The organism is Pseudomonas sp. T1.Ur (assembly GCF_023516725.1).
Taxonomy (GTDB): Bacteria; Pseudomonadota; Gammaproteobacteria; order Pseudomonadales; family Pseudomonadaceae; genus Aquipseudomonas; species Aquipseudomonas alvandae.
Map to the genome: position 1 here is coordinate 2,958,346 of NZ_JAMGSN010000001.1, position 17,128 is coordinate 2,975,473.

The following is a 17,128-nucleotide window of genomic DNA, read 5'->3' on the forward strand; positions in this document are numbered from 1 at the left end:
TTTCATTCAACGCTGGATCAGTTGGCCGTCACGACCGCCTGACCACTCAACGCCAGGTCCAGCAGTTCGCGGTTGGCAACCGCGTACATGGCGTAGTCGGTGCCGCTGGCGGCACGGATGTCCACCAACATGGCGCGCCAGCGCTCGACCATTTCGTGATGCTGCTCGAGCCACAGCGCCAGACGGGTTTCCACGTCCTGGCTACCGTCGCCTTCCTGCAGGACCGAGATGGTGATCGCCCGTTGCTGCCAGTCGATGTCATCGCGGAACGCTTCACGGGCCAGGGCCTGCCAGTTGTTTTCCACCGGCAGTGCGCTGATCTGTTGCAGGTACCAGGTGATGTCCAGGGCGCTGCCCACGGCGAAGTAAGCCTTGGCCACGTCGGCGGCGTTCTGGCCGGTAACGTCGGACGCCTCGATGATCGGCAACAAGGTGTACAGGTGCGTAGTGCCTGCAACCATGCGCGCGAGCAATTCCGGCACACCGGCCGCCACGTAGGCCTGGTAGCGGGTCTGCCAGCCTTCGCGGGTCGGACCTTCCAGCAGTTCGTCGAGCTTGAGGCCCAACGCCGCCAGGTGCGGACCGAAGTGAGCGACGTCACGGGCAGCGTTCTGCTCGTTGCGGCGGCTGCGCAGGAACCAGCGCGTGGCGCGACGGCCCAGGCGCATCAGCTCGTCCATCAGCTCCAGTTGCACGTCGGCGGAAACCTGGTGGTCCAGGGCTTCAATCTGACGGAACCAGTGCGGGAGATGGAAGATGTCCCGAACGATCACATAAGCACCCGCCACGTTCGCCGGGCTCATGCCGGTCGACTCTTTCAACCGCTGGACGAAGGTGATGCCCATGTGGTTGACCAGGTCGTTGGCGATCTGGGTGCTGACGATCTCGCGCTTCAGGCGATGGCGACGCATGGCCTCGGAGAACTTGCTCACCAGGGTTGGCGGGAAAGCCGTCTCCATGTCGCGGGTCAGGTAATCATCGTCCGGCACCAGGGAGTTGAGCAGCGCTTCCTTGAGGTCGATCTTGCTGTAGGAGATCAACACCGACAGTTCGGCACGGGTCAGGCCATGGCCCGCCGCGACACGTTCGGCCAGTTGCTCTTCGGTCGGCAGGAACTCGATGGCACGGTCCAGCTTGCCACGGGCTTCCAGATCGTTCATCAGGCGCTTGTATTCGGCGATCCGCACAAACGCGCGACGGGCCGCCAGGGACAGGGCCTGGGTCTGCTTGTAGTTGTTGCCCAACACCAGGCCACCGACTTCGTCGGTCATGCTCGCCAGCAACTGGTTGCGCTGCTTGTCGGTCATGTCGCCGGCCTGCACCACTTCGTTGAGCAGGATCTTGATGTTTACTTCGTGGTCGGAGCAGTCCACGCCACCGGCGTTGTCGATGAAGTCGGTGTTGGAGCCGCCGCCGTTGAGGCCGAACTCGACGCGACCCAGCTGGGTCATGCCCAGGTTACCGCCCTCGCCCACGACCTTGCAGCGCAGTTCGTTGCCGTTCACGCGCAGCGCATCGTTGGCCTTGTCGCCGACATCGGCGTGGCTTTCGGTGCTGGCCTTGACGTAGGTACCGATACCGCCGTTCCACAACAGGTCCACCGGCGCCTTGAGCAAGGCGTTCAGCAGCTCGGTCGGGGTCAGCTTGTCGGCCTTGATGTCGAAGCGTTCTTTCATCTGCGGCGAAATCGCGATGCTCTTCGCGCTGCGCGAGAAGATACCGCCGCCTTCGGACATGATGCTGGTGTCGTAGTCGGTCCAGGCCGAACGCGGCAGGTCGAACAGACGCTTGCGCTCGGCAAAGCTGCTGGCCGGCTCCGGGTTCGGGTCGATGAAGATGTGCAGGTGGTTGAAGGCCGCGACCAGTTGCAGCTTGTCGGACATCAACAAGCCGTTGCCGAACACGTCGCCGGCCATGTCGCCGACGCCCACCACGGTGATGCTGTCTTCCTGGACATTGATGCCGCGCTCGCGGAAGTGGCGCTGCACGCCAACCCACGCGCCCTTGGCGGTGATGCCCATTTTCTTGTGGTCGTAACCGGCCGAACCGCCGGAGGCGAACGCATCGCCCAGCCAGAAGCCGTAGTCGATGGCGATGCCGTTGGCGATGTCGGAGAAGGTCGCGGTGCCTTTGTCCGCCGCTACCACCAGGTACGGGTCATCGTCGTCATGACGCACGACGTTGGCCGGCGGCACCAGCGCGCCGTCCTTCAGGTTGTCGGTGATGTCCAACAGGCCCGAGATGAAGATGCGGTAGCAGGCGATGCCCTCGGCCGCGATCTCGTCCCGGCTGCCGCCCAATGGCAGGCGACGCGGCAGGAAACCGCCCTTGGCGCCCACCGGCACGATCACCGAGTTCTTCACTTGCTGGGCTTTTACCAGGCCGAGCACTTCGGTGCGGTAGTCTTCTTCACGGTCGGACCAGCGCAGGCCACCACGGGCAACGTTGCCGAAGCGCAGGTGCACGCCTTCGACACGTGGCGAGTAGACGAAGATCTCGAACTTCGGCACCGGCTTCGGCAGTTCCGGGATCAAGTGCGGGTTGAACTTGAAGCTGAAGTACGCCTTGTTCTGGCCGTTGGCGTCGGTCTGGTAGAAGTTGGTCCGCAGGGTCGCCTTGATCAGGTCAAGGTAGCGACGCAGGATGCGGTCTTCGTTGAGTACCTGCACTTCGTCGAGGGCCGAGAGGATCGCTTGCTCCAGGCGCAGTTGCTTGTCTTCCAGGTCGTCGCCGGTCAACTTGCGCGCCAGGTAGAAGCGGGTCTTGAACAACCGGGTCAACTCGCGAGCGATGTCGGTGTGGTTGTTCAGGGTGCTGGCGATGTAGCCGAGGTCGAAGCCCAGGCGGATCTGCTTCAGGTAGCGAGCGTAGGCACGCAGCAGCGCCACGTCGCGCCACGGCAGGCCGGCGGTCAGCACCAGGCGGTTGAACGCATCGTTCTCGGCATCGCCACGCACGATGTGGACGAACGCGTCCTGCAAGGTGTCGTTGAGTTGCTGGATGTCGAGGTCCAGGCCTTCGGCGGCGGTGAACGCGAAATCATGAATCCAGAACTCGCGGCCATTGGTGTGGCGCAGGCGGTACGGGAATTCGCCCAGCACGCGCAGGCCAAGGTTTTCCAGGATCGGCAGCACGTCGGACAGCGCCAGCGGCGTGTCGGCGTGATACAGCTTGCAGTGCAGCTCACGCTGGCCGGAGACCTGGCCCAACGGTTGGTAGAAGCTCATCACCAGCGGATTGGTTTCGCTCAGGCTCAGCAGGTGTTGCATGTCCACCACGGCCGAGTGCGCGGCAAAGCGCTCGCGGTAGCCGGCCGGGAAGCCTTTCGGGAAGTCCGACAGCACGTTGGTGCCCTGGGCTTCGCCAAAGCTCTCGATGACCAGGCTGGCGTAGTCGTCCTTCCAGCTGCGGCAGGCCTGCACGACTTCTTTTTCCAGCAGCAGCGGGTCGATGTCGATGCGGTTCTTCGGATCCACCCGCAGGATCAGTTGTACGCGGGCCAATACGGACTCGGAGAAGAACGTCCAGAACTCGCAATCCGACGCCTTCAGGCGCTCCATCAGCACCTGCTGGATCTTCTGACGCACTTCGGTGGAATAGATATCACGCGGCACGTAGGCCAGGCAGTAGCAGAAGCGACCGTACGGGTCCTTGCGCAGGAACACGCGGATCTTGTTGCGTTCCTGGATCTGCACGATGGACATGACGGTGCTGAACAGCTCGTCCACCGGGGTCTGGAACAAGTCGTCGCGAGGCAGGACTTCGACCACCTGGGCCAATTCCTTGCCCAGGTGCGCCTTGGCCTGGAAGCCCGAACGACGTTCGATTTCCGCGACCTTGCGACGGATGTACGGGATGACCCGCACGCTCTCGCCATACACCGAGGAGGTGTACAGGCCCATGAAGCGGCATTCCTTGATGACCTTGCCGTCGGCGTCGATCTCGCGGATCGACACGTAGTCCGGGTAGGCCGGACGGTGCACGCGGCTCGGGTGCGCGGCCTTGGCGAACGACAACACGGTCGGTTCGCGCAGGTAATTGACGGCGTAGTCTTCGATGCGCAGGTCTTCGGCGGTCAGGCCGGCGCGCAGCAATTTGGTCAGGCCGAGGAACGATTCGGGGTCGTATTCGATGTGGCCGCCATCGGCTTCATCGCGAACCACGAACTCTTCATAGCCGAGGAAGGTGAAGTGGTTGCCCACCAGCCATTCCAGGAAGCTCTTGATTTCGGCTTTTTCGTCAGCGTCGGTGGCGTAGGCGCTGTTGTCCAGGCTCGCGAGGATTTCCTGGACCTTGGCTTTCATCGGCTCGAAATCGGCGACGGCGACGCGCACTTCGCCCAGCACTTGCTCAAGTTCCTTGCTCAGGACGTTGAGTTCGGCGGCGTTGGCGCAGCGGTCGATCTCCAGGTACATCAACGACTCTTGCAGCACGTCGTCGCCCTGGGTGCCCTTCGGCAGGATTTCCAGCAACTCGCCCTTGCTGCCGCGACGCACGCTCAGGACGGTGGTTTGCAGGGTATGGATGCTGTAGCCGCGACGGTTCAGTTCGGTGCGGACCGAATCCACCAGGAACGGCAGGTCGTGGTGCAGCACTTCGACGGCGGTGTGGGTCGACTGCCAGCCGTGGCGCTCGTAATCGGGGTTGTAGACACGCACCTGCGGTTGCGCGTGGTCAAAGCGCTCAAGCAGGCGCCAGGCGGACAGGGTGCAGCCGGCGAGGTCGGACAACCGGCGCTGGGTGAGTTCATCGAGGGAAATGATGCCGAAGAATTGTTCAGCGAACAGCGCCACTTGTGGCAGTGCCTGTTCACTGATGTGCTGCGCCAGTGCCGCTTGCAGTTGATGCTGGAAGTCGGCTTTGCTGGCTGCGGTGAAGAACGCCATCTGTGGTACTCCGCTTGGGCTTGTTATTGATGGTAGCGTCGCGTGCAACCCCTTTCGGGGCCGTCGGCCATCCCGTTCCTGATTCTCGGGCAGAGGAAACAGGATGACAGGTGGGTGAAGCTGGACGGGACCCGCAGGTCACATCCTTTTTGCAGGTAATTTCAAAGTAATGACCACCTGCAAAAAACACTCCGCGATGCCCTTTGCAGGTGCACATCCGTTGCGCAGCTTAACGAGTGCGACAACCTGCCTGCTTGCAGCGCTGCGACATATTCGGTCATCGGCTAGCTCCCTGGTCGCCATGCATCGAACAACCCTAGCAGTCCCAGGGCCAAACGGCACCCTGCGGTGGTAATCCAGCAGAAAATCGTCGGGACTGGCAGAATCCCGCTTTTGCCCGCGCAAGGCTCATCGGAGCCAGGAGCCATCCCATGAAAATGACCACCGCCCTGCTGATCGCCAACCCGTGCGACGACGAAGAAGACAACATGGCCATGCTGTGTTGCCATAGCGCCCAGGGCGACATGTTCCTGATGAGCCGCTACCCGGACGAAGACGAGCTGGAGATCACGCTGGACGGCGAGCCCTCGACGCTGGACGGCGTCAAGGTGACCCTAGGCCCGACCCTGCTGAGAATAGAAATCGCCGCGGCAGATGCCGATGCGCTCAATGGTGACGATGTGCTGGAAATCACCTACAACCCCGACGTGACGGACGTGGCGGAAGTGGAGCTGACCTTGCAGAACATCCTCAGGGGCACGGGAACCTACATAAGCCAGCTCTAAACAAGCCAGCTCCTGGCTCCAGAGACGAACACCCTCCTGTGGCGAGGGAGCTTGCTCCCGCCCGACCGTAGGAGCTGCCGAGCGAAGCGAGGCTGCGATCTTTTGATCTTTGATCTTTTGATTTTTCGCTTGGGACTTAAGTGCCTTGGAAAGATCGCAGCCTCGCTTCGCTCGGCAGCTCCTACACAGTTCCTACACAGCGCTACACAGTTTCCACAGGCCAGCGGGCCACGCATCAGCCGTTATTCGTTTTTCTGCACCAGATTGCCATCAGCGTCATAGGCCAAGTACTCGTCATCATTGTTCCGATCCCGCACGTAATAACGGGCCTCATTGCCGTTCTCCGGTACTTCCATGCTCGTATACGAACCGAGTTCTTTGATCAACTTATTGTCCTGGCTGATCAAGACCAACCCGGAACCACCGCCGGCCCGGATGGCCGCTGCGTAACGCGTCTGGAACGCATTGATCCGACTGTAATCCAGCGGGACCCGCAACGTGCCCGCCAGATCGATGGCACCGTAGCTGCCATCACGTCCGACCACCGCCATGCCGTTGGAAAACGGCTCCACCTCGTCATACGGCAACTTGATGGCTAGTCGCTCGCCCTGGCGATCGATAAAGGCGAATTTGCTGCTTTTGGTGTCCTGCACCAGCAACGGTTGCTGGCCCACAAACCGACCGATCACGTTGTAGCCTTGCGGATTGATCCGTTTACCCGCCAGATCGAAAACGTCCTGGCGACTCCGGTCGGCGGAGCTCGCATATAGCAGCCCCTCGCTGTGCTCGATGCCGGAGAACTGCGTCGGCAGGATTATCTTGCCGTCCAGGCCGTAGGCACCGTACAGACCTTCCATGAGATCGGTTCGCGTGCCGAGACGGGCGATGAACAGATTGTCGGTCACGGTAGGGTTGACGAATTTCATCGGCAATACGAAACGATGATTCCTGGCATCGTAGAGCCCATAAGGGCCATTGGTTTCACGTTCGACCAACAACAGGCCGTTGCTCAACGCTTCGGTGATGTATTCAAATGGCAGGTCCACGAGCTTGTTGCTACCGGCGGGGAAATAGGCGAACTGGCTGCGCAACGCCGGTCCATCCGCCTCCGGGCCGCTGGATTTCTCCTCGGAAAACAAAGTGTAGGCGTCAGCCATCAGGCTGTCTTGCACTTGCACCCAACGCGGCTTGATGAGCCACTGCCCGGCCTGATCAATGAAGCCGTAGCGCCCGGCGTTCCGGTCCAGGGCGATGTAACGCGTTTGTCCTGCCAGGACATTGTCGACCTGGGTGAACGCAATGGTGTTGTCTTCCATCGGATCGAGTACATGGATGACGATGCGTTGCGGGGTGGCCTCGAATTGATAGTCGAGCTCGGTGTTTTTCAATGGCCCCGCCTGCGCGGCCAGCGCCTCGCTCAGGCGCTCCAACCGCTGCTGCACCGCCTGGCCGGTCTTGAGCTGCTTGAGATCATCCTTGGTCTGCAACAACGCGTTGTAATAGTCGTGCAACGCCGCGATATCGCCATCGGAGGGAAACGCCCAGGAATTGTGACCGTTGCTGTAGAGCGCCCTGCCCGCTTCGTCCAGCCCTTGCACCACAAGGGTCGACATTTTCGGCGTACTCAGGCGCACCGACGCGCTGTCATTACCCAGGGCGGTAAGCCGAAAGGACTGGCCGTCGTCCAGGGTCACGTTCGGATGATCCTTGTCCAACACCACTTTCCTGAACGCCGGATAGCTGCGGTAAACGACCGTCAGGCCTACACTCGCCAGCGGTTTGTTCACCGAAAGTTCGAAAGCATCATCGGAGGCAAGAGTGTCGTCGGCCTCAATCTTGGGCGATGCCTTGAGATCGGCGAAGGTTTGTTCGCTGCCATCGCGAAAACGCAGGCGCTGCGGCAGGTACTGCTCGGCAGTTGGCTCATCCGGCGTGGCGGCGCGTTTCCAGAGCGAATCGAGGCTCCCGGTATCGAGCCTCACTTCCGAGCCATCGGCATACAACCTCTGGGTAAAACGCAGGCCCTGGACCGAGGCCAACGCAGCCTTCAGTTGCGCGCTGGTGAACGGGACAAACAGCGACTCGTATTGCAACGGCTGCCCATCACCCGTCTCGGTCGTTTCGACAGTCAGGCTCAGTTGCGCCTCACTGACACGCGCCAAGGACCGGAGGGTTTCGCCGGTGTCCTGGATCAAGTAATTAAGGCGCTTCTCCACCTCTGGCGGAGCCAGGGCGCCAACGTCCTCGATGCCCCCTTCGTTCAGCTCTTCGGCGCCGAAACCTTCATCAGCCGGCGCACCGCTGTGGCTAAACACGTAGTAGGCGGCACAGCCCACCACCAGCAGGGCCGCACTCAGTATCGACAGCAATCTCAAACGAGGCTGGGTAAAGTTCATGGTGGCTTCGGCAGTCAAAGGGCTGGGAAAGGCAGGCAGCTAACCACACGGCCTGGCGTGCTGCAAATCGCCTGGCTGGCGCGGTTCTGCGCAAGGCCTGCCTGGATTGTCGCCGCTGCCCAAGTGAAGCGAAGCACCGTCGGTCGCCCCCCTGATACATCGCCCTTGACGATCGAACGAATTCTGGTGTTTCCTGAAACCGGTTTCAGAACCTCAATAAATCCAAAAAACAGGTTTCAATCCGTGAATTCTTTCTCCGCCGCCCAGCGCAGCCGCGTGACCATGCTCGATGTCGCCGAACGCGCCGGGGTCTCCAAGGCCAGCGTCTCGCGTTTCATCGGCGAGGACCGCGCCCTGCTTTCCGAAGCCATCGCCCGGCGCATCGAGCAGGCGATCAGCGAGCTGGGCTATCGGCCAAACCAGATGGCCCGTGGCCTCAAGCGCGGGCGTACGCGCCTGATCGGCATGCTGGTGGCCGATATCCGCAACCCTTATTCGATTGCCGTGATGCATGGCGTGGAAACCGCCTGCCGTCGTCATGGCTACAGCCTGGTGGTGTGCAACACCGACCGCGACGACGAACAGGAGCGCCAGCACCTGGCCCTCCTGCGCGCCTACAACATCGAAGGGCTGATCGTGAACACGCTGGGTCATCACCGCGATGAGCTGGTCGAACTGCGCAGCGAGATGCCCATGGTGCTGGTGGATCGCAAGGTCGATCGACTCGAAACCGACCTGGTCGGGCTGGACAATCCGGCCGCCGTCGAGATGGCCCTCGATCACCTCGAACAGCGTGGCTACCGCAATTTGCTGCTGGTGACCGAACCGTTCGATGGCACCAGTTCGCGGATCGAACGGGTCGAGCGCTTCAAGGCCAGCATCGAACGGCGCCCTGCCCTGGCCGGCGCCGTGGTGGAAACCGGCGATCAGTTGCGGCCGCGCATCAAGACCTTTCTCGCCGAGCCGGACCATGGTCCCAAGGCGCTGTTCTGCGCCAACGGCATCGCCGCGCTGGCCACCATCCAGGTACTGCGCGAACTCGGTTGCCACTTGTTCGACGACATCGGCCTGATCGCCCTCGACGACCTGGACTGGTACCCACTGGTGGGCAGCGGCATCACGGCCCTGGCCCAGCCCACCGCGGAAATCGGCGCCAGCGCTTTCGAATGCCTGCTCAAGCGTTTGCGGGGTGACAACGGGCCGGTGCAGACGCTGGATTTTGCCGCGCGGTTGATTGAGCGTGGGTCGACGCTTGGGAATGTTCGGTGATGGTGAGAGCCCTATCGCGAGCAAGCTCGCTCCCACAAGGGACTTTCAGTGTTGCGCGGGCCTGTGGGAGCGAGCTTGCTCGCGATAGGGCCCTCCAGCACACCACCTAAATTTTTTTGACCAAAACTGAAACCGGTTTCAGAGGTGCAACAACAATGAACAAACCAGCCGTTTCCATCAGCCTCTCCAGCTACGGCGCCGACCTGGTGCGCCAATGCGGCCAAGGCCGCTTCATCGACCTGCTGGCCGCCGCAGGCGCCTCGCGCATCGAATGGCGCGAAGAGTTGCTGACCTTCGAACAACCCGCCGAATTGGCCGCTGGCGCTCGCGCCCATGGATTGCAAAGCATCTACTCTTCGCCTCTGGAACTCTGGCTCCCCGGCCAGCCCAGGCCCAATCCCGCCCTCGCGACCGCCCTGCAACGTGGCGAGGCGTTCGGTTCGGCATGGCTGAAGGTTTCCCTCGGTCATTTCACCGACTCCCACGACTTGTCGGCCTTGGCGGACATCCTTGCGACAACCCCGGTGCAACTGCTCGTGGAAAACGACCAGACCCTGCAGGGCGGACGGATCGAACCGCTGCAACGCTTCTTCGCTGCCGTCGAAGCACAGGGGTTGCCCATCGCCATGACCTTCGACATCGGCAACTGGCAATGGCAGGACCAATCGGCCACGGTGGCGGCCCGGCAACTTGGACGATATGTCGCCTACGTGCATTGCAAGGCGGTGGCCCGGCGTCCCGATGGCAAGCTCGTTGCCGTACCGCCAGGCCAGGCTGACCTGCACCTGTGGGAACAATTGCTCAAGCACATGCCGGTCGGCGTGATGCGCGCCGCCGAATACCCGTTGCAGGGCGACGACCTGCTGCAACTGACCGCAGAACATGTCGCCATCCTGTCCCGCCTCGGGCAATCGCGCCGGGAGGCTGCCCATGCCTGAATTCGATGTGCTGTCGTTCGGTGAAACCATGGCGATGCTGGTGGCCGACGAAACCGGCGACCTGGCCGCCGTCAACCAGTTTCACAAGCGCATCGCCGGGGCCGACAGTAACGTGGCCATCGGCTTGTCGCGACTGGGTTTCCAAGTGGCCTGGCTCAGCCGGGTCGGCGCCGACTCCCTGGGACGCTTCGTGGTGCAGACGCTGGAAAAGGAAGGCCTGGATTGTCGCTACGTGGCCGTCGATCCGGCGCACCCCACCGGCTTCCAGCTCAAGTCCCGCACCGACGATGGCAGCGACCCGCAAGTCGAATATTTCCGACGGGGCTCAGCCGCCAGTCACTTGTCCGTCGATTCCATCGCGCCGCCCTTGCTCGCCGCCCGTCACTTGCATGCCACCGGCATCGTGCCAGCGCTGTCGGTGACTGCACGGGCAATGTCCTTCGAATTGATGACCCGCATGCGCGAGGCCGGCCGCAGCCTGTCGTTCGACCCCAACCTGCGCCCGAGCCTGTGGTCGAACGAAGCGACGATGATCCGCGAGATCAATCGCCACGCCGCCCTCGCCCATTGGGTCTTGCCGGGCCTCGGCGAAGGTCGGTTGCTGACCGGCTTTGACGATCCCGCCGACATCGCCGCGTTCTACCTGGACCTGGGCGCCGAAGCCGTGGTGATCAAGCTCGGCCCGGACGGCGCTTATTACCGCACCGCGCTCGACCAGGGATTCATTGCCGGCGTGCCCGTGGCCCGGGTGGTGGACACCGTGGGCGCCGGGGATGGCTTCGCCGTCGGCCTGATCAGCGCACTGCTCGAAGGCCGCGACATCACCGAGGCAGTCCGCCGCGCGAACTGGATCGGTAGCCGCGCGGTGCAGAGCCGTGGGGACATGGAAGGATTGCCGACGCGCGATGAATGGTCGGCTGAATTTGAAACCGCTATTCGCGAGCAGGCTCGCTCCCACACGGGCCAACGCTAAACCCTGTGGGAGCGAGCTTGCTCGCGATTGAAGCCACCGCAAAACGCACCTGCTGAACAAAAACAACAAGCTCAGGAGTCAACGACATGCAAACGCTCAACCTTGCCACCCGCCGCTGGTGGTACATCATGCCCATCGTCTTCATCACCTACAGCCTGGCCTACCTCGACCGGGCCAACTATGGCTTTGCCGCCGCGTCGGGCATGGCCGAGGACTTGATGATTACCCCAGGGCTGTCATCGCTGCTCGGCGCGCTGTTTTTCCTGGGCTACTTTTTCTTCCAGGTGCCCGGGGCGATCTACGCGCAGAAGCACAGCGTGAAGAAGCTGATCTTCGTCAGCCTGATCCTCTGGGGCTCGCTGGCGACCCTCACTGGCGTGGTCTCCAACGCGTATTGGCTGATCGTGATCCGCTTCATGCTCGGCGTGGTGGAAGCCGCCGTCATGCCGGCGATGCTGGTCTATTTGTGTCATTGGTTCACCCGGGCCGAACGCTCGCGCGCCAACACCTTCCTGATCCTCGGCAACCCGGTAACCATGCTGTGGATGTCGGTGGTCTCGGGCTATCTGGTGCAGCAATTCGACTGGCGCTGGATGTTCATCATCGAAGGCCTGCCGGCGGTCCTCTGGGCCTTCGTCTGGTGGCGCCTGGCCGATGATCGCCCGGCCCAGGCCAAGTGGCTCAGCGACCAGGAAAAACAAGACCTGGAAAGCGCCCTGGCCGCCGAGCAGGTGGGCATCAAGGCAGTCAAGAACTATGCCGAGGCCTTCCGCTCACCCAAAGTGATCATCCTTGCCTTGCAATTCTTCTGCTGGAGCATCGGCGTCTACGGATTTGTGCTCTGGTTGCCGTCGATCCTCAAGGCTGGCTTGAAGATGAGCATGGTCGAAGCCGGGTGGCTGTCATCGCTGCCTTATCTGGCGGCGGTGGTCGCCATGCTGATCGTGTCCTGGGCGTCCGACAAAGTGCAAAAGCGCAAGCGTTTCGTCTGGCCGCCGCTGCTGGTCGCCTCCATCGCGTTCTACGCGTCCTACCTGCTCGGGGCTGAGCATTTCTGGTGGTCCTATGCCTTGCTGGTGATCGCCGGCGCCTGCATGTATGCGCCCTACGGTCCGTTTTTCGCCATCGTTCCGGAGATCCTCCCGGCCAACGTCGCCGGTGGCGCCATGGCGCTGATCAACAGCATGGGCGCGCTGGGTTCATTCGGCGGCTCGTACCTGGTGGGCTACCTCAACGGCTCCACTGGCTCCACCGGCATGTCCTTCCTGCTGATGAGCGGCGCCTTGCTGCTGTCGGTGGTCCTGACCCTCGCCCTCAAGCCCGGCGCCAGCGATCGGATCGTATCCAAAACCGTGACGCCGCAGCCGGCGCCTGCCCGTTCCTGAATCGAGAAATCCCATGAAAAAGCACGTGGTGTTGTACAAGAAACTCTCAGCGCAACTGATGGAACGCCTGCAGGCCCAGGCCCAAGTCACCCTCATCGAACGCCTCGACACCCAGGGCCTGGCGCAACTGCGCGACGCCCTGCCCAGCGCCCATGCCCTGCTGGGCGCGAGCCTCAAGCTCGATGCGGCGCTGCTGGACCTGGCACCGCACCTCGAGGCGATCGCCAGCGTTTCGGTGGGCGTCGACAATTACGATATCGACTACCTGACCGAACGCCGGATCCTGCTCACCAACACGCCGGATGTGCTGACCGAGACCACCGCCGACACCGGGTTCGCCTTGATCCTGGCAACGGCGCGACGCGTGGTGGAACTGGCCAACCTGGTTCGCGCAGGCGGCTGGCAACAAAGCATCGGCCCGCGGCATTTCGGCAGCGACGTCCATGGCAAGACACTGGGCATTGTCGGCATGGGCCGCATCGGTGAAGCCTTGGCCCAACGCGGACACTTCGGCTTCGGCATGCCGGTGCTCTATCACAGTCATTCGCCCAAGCCTGCAGTGGAGCAGCGTTTCGGGGCGCGCTATTGCGATCTCGACACGCTGTTGCAACAAGCGGATTTCATTTGCCTGACCTTGCCCTTGACCGCCGAGACCGAAGGCCTGATCGATGCGCGGGCGTTCGCGCAAATGCGCCCTGAAAGCATCTTCATCAATATCTCCCGGGGCAAGGTCGTGGACGAAACGGCAATGATCGACGCCCTGCGCAACGGGCAGATCCGTGGCGCCGGGCTGGACGTTTTCGAGCGCGAGCCCCTCGACCCGGATTCGCCGCTGCTGCGGATGGAAAACGTAGTGGCGACGCCACACATCGGTTCGGCGACCCACGAGACCCGGGAGGCGATGGCGCGTTGTGCCGTGGAGAACCTGCTGGCGGTGTTGGCGGGTGAGCGGCCGATGAATCTGGTGAATGCGGGGGCGCTGAAGCGCTGACGTATTCGCCGCCTTCAAATGTGCCATCGCAAGCAAGATCGCGGTGGCAACTGTATTCAGTTAGATGTGCACGCAACCCAGCCTTTCCGGGCACTCTCGACCTAGAACACCGTTGCCAGATTTCTTTTGCTCCTTTCTTAAACATCCCAAACGGCGAATACAGCAGAGAGAAACCAGACTTCCAACAAAGCAGCGACATTCCTACATCCCCCTCCTACTCAACGGCAAGAACAAACCTACGTCAGCCTCGGAAGTCGGGCAATAGCCCTCACCTCACGCCAATGCTATTAATTAATCACTTGCGAACAAACGCAAGTTGGACGCTCGCATCGCGATGTCCATTAACTACGTTGGAGTAAATCGACATGGGTAGGAAACGCTCTGAAATAAATCACACCTTCTTCGGGCTGCCGCAGGCATTAGGCCTTTCTAAAGATCTCCTCGCGACGGAAGCCGATTTTTTCGCATCACTGACCAATTAAGCCAGTGACCGATTAAATATCGGCGAACAGATGCCGAAAGGATCTCCTTTCGGCATCCCTTGATGGAGATTCATATGTCCGAACGAGAACTATCACCCACCGAAGCGCTATTCAATATCATGTCCACGCTCCATACTCTGGGCCTAAGTGCAGTAACACGCTATACGACACCATCCAAGCTAGTAGCAACGGCCGAACTGTTTGATGACAACGACAACCTCGTTGAATCGGGAGCAGGCAAGGGACCAGACTCGCTAATAGGCGCCCTGGCTGAAAGCATTGAACACTTCAGCACGTTCCAGCCTCTTGCTGACACTCCCATACGATACCGATCCAACAAAATAGCTACCCAAAAAGCAGTTACAGAAGACGGGATTTTTACCAGCCTGCCTCACACCGAAAATTTAATCGAATGCTTTAGGCTTACCTCGCTCAGCAACAATGAAGAGCTATTCGCGCCGTGCATCCTTTTATGCCCTGAAACAAAGAAAAACATCCACGGAGATTCGAATTCCGCACTGCGTTTTCTATCTCGCTACTCATCAAACTCAGGAATTGCTTTTGGTTGCACAGAGAACGAAGCACTATTACATGGTGCCAACGAAACAATCGAGAGGCATATCCTGTCTCTTTTCTACATGGCTGTCTGTGGCCTCGGTCCGGCAATGGACCTGTATACACCTTCTACCGCGTTGCTTGAAACTGCACTGACGAGCCACCCCGCTGCCTTGGCGTCAGCGGACAGACTGCAAGTGATCATCATCAAGGACGTGCTGTCGGTTTATTTTGCAGTGGCATTTCCCAAAGCGGGCCCTGGAGCTCACCATCTTTCACCCATTGGCTCCGGATGTTCGCTTGAAATCCACACTGCAATCCAAAGGGCAATTACTGAACAGTTCCAGTCCGAGGATTTATATGATGCCGCTGAAGAATCTATAGATAGAGAAACCTTTGATTTATTATCTAAATCAAGACACCTAAAAAACCTGATTGACTTCGCACCCATCATAAAAACAACATTCCCTGTCATATACACGCCTGTACACATCGAACCCATGACGGTCTCCAAACAATTAGAGGCACTGCAAAAAAACCTATCAATTAAAGGGATGAAAATATTCTACCGAACGGTAGCCCGTTTCTCGGGCAACAGCATCGTCACCCAGATTTATATTCCAGGACTTGAGCGCTTCAACATTATTAGAAACGGTCGCTTGGTGGTGCCTCAGTATGTGTTACGCGGTTGAATCATCGAAAAAAACCAGGAGCGAGTACATGCACAGCATCCGAGCAATGATAAAAACCGCCTATAAAAAACACGCCAAACTTCTAGCAATAACCATAATCACAATCATCGCACTCAAGCTCATCACACTGGCTCCCCCGCTGTTACTCGGAACCATTATCGACACCCTGCAAGACAACAGCAATCCAGCATCGAGCATTCTACTTGCACTGACGACAGGCCTGATTATCGCGGGATGTATTCATGCCATCATCACGCCCCTGCAGTTCCGTGCGCTGTCCAAGCTGGTACAGAGCATTATCATGAACGCTTCCATTGAATGGATCACCGAACTCATAGGCAAAGAATTTTCGTTATTCAACTCTTGGAGAATCGGTCACTTCATCAAATCGGTCGAGCGCGGAATTACTGCGCACGAACAACTACTCACTTTCATGACAACCATTGCGCTTCCCGTACTCCTGGAATTCATAGTTGTTGGAGGGGCTTTTATTCACATAGGGGGCGGTGAAATTTTTTTGAGCATGACGGCGTTCGGCGTTATCTATCTGGCTGCCACCCATCGAATTATCAAATGGCGCAGAAAGCACATCGATGCAGTCAATGAACAGGAAGATGAGTTAAGTGCCCACCTTTACAACACCCTCAACGCGGGGAGAAACATAAAACTGGAAAATGCCATACCTACTGCCCTGCCCCCGTTGAACGCGGCGTTCAGACGTTATGCCAGCGCTGCTGTGACTACGGCATCCTCTGGCGGCCTGCTGAGCACCGCCAAGATATTGTTCGTAAGCCTTTCCACTGGGGGATTGCTCTACTGGGGCGTCGTGGACCAGCTTTCGGGTCAGCCCAGTATCAGTGTCGGCCAGTTGGTTGCCATTTTTTCAATCGCGGGGAGTTATTTGCTCAGTATTTCAACCTTGACCGAAGGGTACCGTGTTCTTGATCAGTTCCTTGCAGACCAGCGTCAATTCCAGGGCCTGCTATCACTTCCGGACTTCGATCGCAGCAATCGGCTGGCCTTGGTTGATTCCCAGCGCTCCTCAGTTCTGGAACTCGGACCCTGCGAAGTGGCTGGAACAGGACCGCTTCGCCTGTCGATCAAGCGCTCCCTGGCATTTGCTCAAGGGCAGTCAGTGGCCGTTACGGGCCCTAGCGGCGCAGGCAAAACCACTTTTCTGGAAGTCCTCGCCGGGCTTGATGCATCAAAGCGAGACCTACTGAGCATCGACTCGGTACCGGTCTCACTTCTGACCGGCCAAGCCCACTTGGACGCCTTGAGATACTGCCCTCAACAACCGCGATTTCTGGAAGGTTCTTTTGAACAATCGGTTCTGTTCGGAGGCAGCGCATCGCCGATTTTGTCTAGAGCCATACGGCAATTGGAACTGGATGAAATCGTGACAACACGGCAGGTCAGCGAAAATGCATCGAATATCTCCGGAGGTGAAGCCAAACGCCTATCACTGCTGCGCCTTATCAACAAACCCGGAAAATTCAATATGTTCGACGAGCCAAGCGCATCCATCGAACCTAGGCTAACCACGCCGCTATGGGACCTGTTATTCGACGTTTTTGCCGGGCAGGGGTTGATATGTGTCACCCATGACATTGACCACCTGCATCGGTTTGACCGGGTCATTGTGATGCATGACGGGGCAATCGTGGAGGATGGTCCCTGGTTGGATCTTATCGACAGGCCAGCAATCAAGCTGCTGGTGGATGAGATTCGGATGCAAAACTAGCGAGAGCATGAAGTGCCGGATCTACTCCGGTA

At 59.8% G+C, this 17,128-nt stretch carries 10 protein-coding genes; 8 read left to right on the forward strand and 2 right to left on the reverse strand.

The window, feature by feature from the left end; genetic code table 11:
* Positions 1-17 precede the first annotated feature (17 nt).
* Positions 18-4,886 (reverse strand): NAD-glutamate dehydrogenase, encoded by a 4,869-nt coding sequence (locus tag M8Q45_RS13130; RefSeq protein WP_249875107.1) that lies wholly within the window; start codon positions 4,884-4,886, stop codon positions 18-20.
* 431 nt (positions 4,887-5,317) lie between these two features.
* Here M8Q45_RS13130 and M8Q45_RS13135 point away from each other — a divergent pair, with 431 nt between their 5' ends.
* Complete coding sequence (locus M8Q45_RS13135) at positions 5,318-5,671, forward strand: hypothetical protein (protein WP_249875108.1); 354 nt, start codon at positions 5,318-5,320, stop codon at positions 5,669-5,671.
* A 242-nt stretch (positions 5,672-5,913) separates the two neighbouring features.
* On the opposite strand, the gene M8Q45_RS13140 is transcribed toward M8Q45_RS13135, so the two are convergent.
* On the reverse strand, positions 5,914-8,067 hold the full coding sequence (locus tag M8Q45_RS13140) for a WG repeat-containing protein (RefSeq protein WP_249875109.1): 2,154 nt from the start codon (positions 8,065-8,067) through the stop codon (positions 5,914-5,916).
* Positions 8,068-8,310: 243 nt separating this feature from the next.
* Between M8Q45_RS13140 and M8Q45_RS13145 the strand changes: the two genes are divergently transcribed.
* The 7 genes from M8Q45_RS13145 to M8Q45_RS13175 all read left to right on the forward strand — a co-directional run bounded on the left by M8Q45_RS13145 (position 8,311) and on the right by M8Q45_RS13175 (position 17,096).
* Entirely contained in the window at positions 8,311-9,336 is a 1,026-nt protein-coding gene (locus M8Q45_RS13145; RefSeq protein ID WP_349654624.1) for a LacI family DNA-binding transcriptional regulator, read from the forward strand.
* 155 nt (positions 9,337-9,491) lie between these two features.
* Positions 9,492-10,274 (forward strand): sugar phosphate isomerase/epimerase family protein, encoded by a 783-nt coding sequence (locus M8Q45_RS13150; RefSeq protein WP_249875110.1) that lies wholly within the window; start codon positions 9,492-9,494, stop codon positions 10,272-10,274.
* Positions 10,267-11,247 (forward strand): sugar kinase, encoded by a 981-nt coding sequence (locus M8Q45_RS13155; protein ID WP_249875111.1) that lies wholly within the window; start codon positions 10,267-10,269, stop codon positions 11,245-11,247. The genes M8Q45_RS13150 and M8Q45_RS13155 overlap by 8 nt, the downstream gene beginning before the upstream one ends.
* Before the next feature lie 86 nt (positions 11,248-11,333).
* Entirely contained in the window at positions 11,334-12,632 is a 1,299-nt protein-coding gene (locus M8Q45_RS13160) for an MFS transporter (protein WP_249875112.1), read from the forward strand.
* Positions 12,633-12,645: 13 nt separating this feature from the next.
* On the forward strand, positions 12,646-13,623 hold the full coding sequence (locus M8Q45_RS13165) for a 2-hydroxyacid dehydrogenase (RefSeq protein WP_249875113.1): 978 nt from the start codon (positions 12,646-12,648) through the stop codon (positions 13,621-13,623).
* A gap of 556 nt (positions 13,624-14,179) precedes the next feature.
* Complete coding sequence (locus tag M8Q45_RS13170) at positions 14,180-15,352, forward strand: YcaO-like family protein (protein WP_249875114.1); 1,173 nt, start codon at positions 14,180-14,182, stop codon at positions 15,350-15,352.
* A 28-nt stretch (positions 15,353-15,380) separates the two neighbouring features.
* Positions 15,381-17,096 carry an ATP-binding cassette domain-containing protein gene (locus tag M8Q45_RS13175; RefSeq protein ID WP_249875115.1) on the forward strand — a complete coding sequence of 572 codons (1,716 nt, stop codon included), beginning with the start codon at positions 15,381-15,383 and terminating at the stop codon, positions 17,094-17,096.
* Positions 17,097-17,128: the final 32 nt, after the last annotated feature.

Bases quoted from the DNA above. Each gene is read 5' to 3' on its own strand.
- M8Q45_RS13150 (WP_249875110.1), top strand. From the start codon at position 9,492: ATGAACAAACCAGCCGTTTCCATCAGCCTCTCCAGCTACGGCGCCGAC.
- M8Q45_RS13160 (WP_249875112.1), top strand. From the start codon at position 11,334: ATGCAAACGCTCAACCTTGCCACCCGCCGCTGGTGGTACATCATGCCC.
- M8Q45_RS13170 (WP_249875114.1), top strand. From the start codon at position 14,180: ATGTCCGAACGAGAACTATCACCCACCGAAGCGCTATTCAATATCATG.
- M8Q45_RS13155 (WP_249875111.1), top strand. From the start codon at position 10,267: ATGCCTGAATTCGATGTGCTGTCGTTCGGTGAAACCATGGCGATGCTG.
- M8Q45_RS13165 (WP_249875113.1), top strand. From the start codon at position 12,646: ATGAAAAAGCACGTGGTGTTGTACAAGAAACTCTCAGCGCAACTGATG.
- M8Q45_RS13175 (WP_249875115.1), top strand. From the start codon at position 15,381: ATGCACAGCATCCGAGCAATGATAAAAACCGCCTATAAAAAACACGCC.
- M8Q45_RS13130 (WP_249875107.1), bottom strand. From the start codon at position 4,886: ATGGCGTTCTTCACCGCAGCCAGCAAAGCCGACTTCCAGCATCAACTG.
- M8Q45_RS13140 (WP_249875109.1), bottom strand. From the start codon at position 8,067: ATGAACTTTACCCAGCCTCGTTTGAGATTGCTGTCGATACTGAGTGCG.
- M8Q45_RS13135 (WP_249875108.1), top strand. From the start codon at position 5,318: ATGAAAATGACCACCGCCCTGCTGATCGCCAACCCGTGCGACGACGAA.